Here is a 5,224-nt window from a genome sequence, read left to right as displayed (position 1 = left end):
TCAGAACCGACACAGTGGACGCGAGCACCTGGGGACAAGCCCTCGGCCTATTAGTACCGGTCACCTCCACACCTTGCGGTGCTTCCAGATCCGGCCTATCAACCCAGTCGTCTGCTGGGAGCCTTACCCCATCACGTGGGTGGGAGTCCTCATCTCGAAGCAGGCTTCCCGCTTAGATGCTTTCAGCGGTTATCCCTCCCGAACGTAGCCAACCAGCCATGCCCTTGGCAGGACAACTGGCACACCAGAGGTTCGTCCGTCCCGGTCCTCTCGTACTAGGGACAGCCCTTCTCAAGACTCCTGCGCGCGCAGCGGATAGGGACCGAACTGTCTCACGACGTTCTAAACCCAGCTCGCGTACCGCTTTAATGGGCGAACAGCCCAACCCTTGGGACCGACTCCAGCCCCAGGATGCGACGAGCCGACATCGAGGTGCCAAACCATCCCGTCGATATGGACTCTTGGGGAAGATCAGCCTGTTATCCCCGGGGTACCTTTTATCCGTTGAGCGACGGCGCTTCCACAAGCCACCGCCGGATCACTAGTCCCGACTTTCGTCCCTGCTCGACCCGTCGGTCTCACAGTCAAGCTCCCTTGTGCACTTACACTCACCACCTGATTGCCAACCAGGCTGAGGGAACCTTTGGGCGCCTCCGTTACCCTTTAGGAGGCAACCGCCCCAGTTAAACTACCCATCAGACACTGTCCCTGATCCGGATCACGGACCCAGGTTAGACATCCAGCACGACCAGACTGGTATTTCAACGACGACTCCACCCCGACTGGCGTCGGGACTTCACGGTCTCCCAGCTATCCTACACAAGCCGAACCGAACACCAATATCAAACTGTAGTAAAGGTCCCGGGGTCTTTCCGTCCTGCTGCGCGAAACGAGCATCTTTACTCGTAGTGCAATTTCACCGGGCCTATGGTTGAGACAGTCGAGAAGTCGTTACGCCATTCGTGCAGGTCGGAACTTACCCGACAAGGAATTTCGCTACCTTAGGATGGTTATAGTTACCACCGCCGTTTACTGGCGCTTAAGTTCTCAGCCTCGCCCGGACGAATCCAGGCTAACCGGTCCCCTTAACGTTCCAGCACCGGGCAGGCGTCAGTCCGTATACCTCGCCTTACGGCTTCGCACGGACCTGTGTTTTTAGTAAACAGTCGCTTCTCGCTGGTCTCTGCGGCCACCCCCGGCTCGGAGTGCACGACTCGTCACCGGGCATGGCCCCCCTTCTCCCGAAGTTACGGGGGCATTTTGCCGAGTTCCTTAACCATAGTTCACCCGAACGCCTCGGTATTCTCTACCTGACCACCTGAGTCGGTTTAGGGTACGGGCCGCCACGAAACTCGCTAGAGGCTTTTCTCGACAGCATAGGATCATCCACTTCGCCGCAATCGGCTCGGCATCGGGTCTCACCCTGGTGAGTGGCGGATTTGCCTACCACTCGGGCTACACCCTTACCCCGGGACAACCACCGCCCGGGCTGGACTGCCTTCCTGCGTCACCCCATCGCTCACCTACTAACCGCTTGGTCCGGCGGCTCCACCACTCCCCCTCGCCCGAAGGCTCCGGGGCGGCTTCACGGCCTTAGCATCACGATGCTCGATGTCTTTCGCGTCACAGCGGGTACCGGAATATCAACCGGTTGTCCATCGACTACGCCTGTCGGCCTCGCCTTAGGTCCCGACTTACCCTGGGCAGATCAGCTTGACCCAGGAACCCTTGGTCAATCGGCGCACACGTTTCTCACGTGTGAATCGCTACTCATGCCTGCATTCTCACTCGTCAACCGTCCACAACTCGCTTCCGCGGCTGCTTCACCCGGCAGACGACGCTCCCCTACCCATCACGATCCCCGTTGGGGGTCCATATCGCAATGACACGACTTCGGCGGTACGCTTGAGCCCCGCTACATTGTCGGCGCGGAATCACTAGACCAGTGAGCTATTACGCACTCTTTCAAGGGTGGCTGCTTCTAAGCCAACCTCCTGGTTGTCTGAGCGACTCCACATCCTTTCCCACTTAGCGTACGCTTGGGGGCCTTAGTCGATGCTCTGGGCTGTTTCCCTCTCGACCATGGAGCTTATCCCCCACGGTCTCACTGCCGCGCTCTCACTTACCGGCATTCGGAGTTTGGCTAAGGTCAGTAACCCGGTAGGGCCCATCGCCTATCCAGTGCTCTACCTCCGGCAAGAAACACACGACGCTGCACCTAAATGCATTTCGGGGAGAACCAGCTATCACGGAGTTTGATTGGCCTTTCACCCCTAACCACAGGTCATCCCCCAGGTTTTCAACCCTGGTGGGTTCGGTCCTCCACGAAGTCTTACCTCCGCTTCAACCTGCCCATGGCTAGATCACTCCGCTTCGGGTCTTGAGCGTGCTACTGAAACCGCCCTGTTCGGACTCGCTTTCGCTACGGCTACCCCACCCGGGTTAACCTCGCAACACACCGCAAACTCGCAGGCTCATTCTTCAAAAGGCACGCAGTCACGAGAATGCGCAAGCACATTCCGACGCTCCCACGGCTTGTAGGCACACGGTTTCAGGTACTCTTTCACTCCCCTCCCGGGGTACTTTTCACCATTCCCTCACGGTACTATCCGCTATCGGTCACCAGGGAATATTTAGGCTTGGCGGGTGGTCCCGCCGGATTCACACGGGATTTCTCGGGCCCCGTGCTACTTGGGTGTCTCTCCGACGAGCCGCTGACGTTTCGGCTACGGGGGTCTTACCCTCTGCGCCGGGCCTTTCGCATGCCCTTCGCCTACGCCAACGGTTTCTGACTCGCCCTGCTGCCGGCAGACAGCAGAAGAGAGATCCCACAACCCCGCACGCGCAACCCCTGCCGGGTCTCACACGCCTACGGTTTGGCCTCGTCCGGTTTCGCTCGCCACTACTCCCGGAATCACGGTTGTTTTCTCTTCCTGCGGGTACTGAGATGTTTCACTTCCCCGCGTTCCCTCCGCTTGCCCTATGTGTTCAGGCAAGGGTGACAGCCCATGACGACTGCCGGGTTTCCCCATTCGGAAACCCCCGGATCACAGCCTGGTTGACGGCTCCCCGGGGACTATCGCGGCCTCCCGCGTCCTTCATCGGTTCCTGGTGCCAAGGCATCCACCGTGCGCCCTTAAAAACTTGGCCACAGATGCTCGCGTCCACTGTGCAGTTCTCAAACAACGACCAGCCACCCATCACCCCCGGAGCAAAGTCCGGAGTTCACTGGGGCCGGCGACTGAGGAAAGTTCGTTCCCTCAGACACCCAACAGCGTGCCCGGCCCGGTCCCGTCCGGCGGTCATGCGTTCCACGCTCGTGCGAGCAGTACTGGCAGGCCACCGGCCCGGGGTCCGGACCGAATAATCAACGTTCCACCCATGAGCTGACCACCGCCGGACACGCGCCGGCGTAGTGGCTCTGGACCCCCGGAGGGGCCAGGTGCTCCTTAGAAAGGAGGTGATCCAGCCGCACCTTCCGGTACGGCTACCTTGTTACGACTTCGTCCCAATCGCCAGTCCCACCTTCGACGGCTCCCTCCCGCGAGGGGTTGGGCCACCGGCTTCGGGTGTTACCGACTTTCGTGACGTGACGGGCGGTGTGTACAAGGCCCGGGAACGTATTCACCGCAGCAGTGCTGATCTGCGATTACTAGCAACTCCGACTTCATGGGGTCGAGTTGCAGACCCCAATCCGAACTGAGACCGGCTTTTTGAGATTCGCTCCGCCTCGCGGCATCGCAGCTCATTGTACCGGCCATTGTAGCACGTGTGCAGCCCAAGACATAAGGGGCATGATGACTTGACGTCGTCCCCACCTTCCTCCGAGTTGACCCCGGCGGTCTCCCGTGAGTCCCCAGCACCCCCGAAGGGGCCTGCTGGCAACACGGGACAAGGGTTGCGCTCGTTGCGGGACTTAACCCAACATCTCACGACACGAGCTGACGACAGCCATGCACCACCTGTACACCGACCACAAGGGGGACCCTGTCTCCAGGGTTTTCCGGCGTATGTCAAGCCTTGGTAAGGTTCTTCGCGTTGCGTCGAATTAAGCCACATGCTCCGCTGCTTGTGCGGGCCCCCGTCAATTCCTTTGAGTTTTAGCCTTGCGGCCGTACTCCCCAGGCGGGGCACTTAATGCGTTAGCTGCGGCACCGACGACGTGGAATGTCGCCAACACCTAGTGCCCACCGTTTACGGCGTGGACTACCAGGGTATCTAATCCTGTTCGCTCCCCACGCTTTCGCTCCTCAGCGTCAGTAATGGCCCAGAGATCCGCCTTCGCCACCGGTGTTCCTCCTGATATCTGCGCATTTCACCGCTACACCAGGAATTCCGATCTCCCCTACCACACTCTAGCTAGCCCGTATCGAATGCAGACCCGGGGTTAAGCCCCGGGCTTTCACACCCGACGTGACAAGCCGCCTACGAGCTCTTTACGCCCAATAATTCCGGACAACGCTCGCGCCCTACGTATTACCGCGGCTGCTGGCACGTAGTTAGCCGGCGCTTCTTCTGCAGGTACCGTCACTCGCGCTTCTTCCCTGCTGAAAGAGGTTTACAACCCGAAGGCCGTCATCCCTCACGCGGCGTCGCTGCATCAGGCTTGCGCCCATTGTGCAATATTCCCCACTGCTGCCTCCCGTAGGAGTCTGGGCCGTGTCTCAGTCCCAGTGTGGCCGGTCGCCCTCTCAGGCCGGCTACCCGTCGTCGCCTTGGTGAGCCGTTACCTCACCAACAAGCTGATAGGCCGCGGGCCCATCCTGCACCGCCGGAGCTTTCGACCCCCGCAGATGCCTGCGGGAGTGATATCCGGTATTAGACCCCGTTTCCAGGGCTTGTCCCGAAGTGCAGGGCAGATTGCCCACGTGTTACTCACCCGTTCGCCACTAATCCACCCCGAGGGGCTTCATCGTTCGACTTGCATGTGTTAAGCACGCCGCCAGCGTTCGTCCTGAGCCAGGATCAAACTCTCCGTGAATGCTTACCGGTCATCCGGTGTCACACATCACGAGAGCGGAACCGGGAGGAGGAATGATCCCCCCGGCTCACAGCGTCCTCGCTGTGTTTTCTTCAAAGGAACCTCGCCCCGGCCGAATCCGGCCGGAGACGGGGTATCAACATATCTGGCGTTGATTTTTGGCACGCTGTTGAGTTCTCAAGGAACGGACGCTTCCTTCGTACTCACCCTCGCGGGCTTTCCTCCGGGCGCTTCCCTTCGGTG

General features: G+C 59.9%; 2 rRNA genes. Both read right to left on the bottom strand.

What is annotated here, in order from left to right:
• Positions 1 to 30: 30 nt before the first annotated feature.
• Positions 31 to 3,150 (bottom strand): 23S ribosomal RNA (locus tag C1I97_RS30860).
• A 303-nt stretch (positions 3,151 to 3,453) separates the two neighbouring features.
• A 16S ribosomal RNA gene (locus C1I97_RS30855) occupies positions 3,454 to 4,981 on the bottom strand.
• The 16S and 23S rRNA genes sit together here, the layout of an rRNA operon.
• Positions 4,982 to 5,224: the final 243 nt, after the last annotated feature.

It is taken from the genome of Streptomyces sp. NTH33 (assembly GCF_003236365.1).
In the GTDB taxonomy this organism is placed as follows: Bacteria; Actinomycetota; Actinomycetes; order Streptomycetales; family Streptomycetaceae; genus Streptomyces.
Note: the sequence above shows the minus strand (reverse complement) of the source record. Positions and strands in the feature narration are given on the sequence as shown.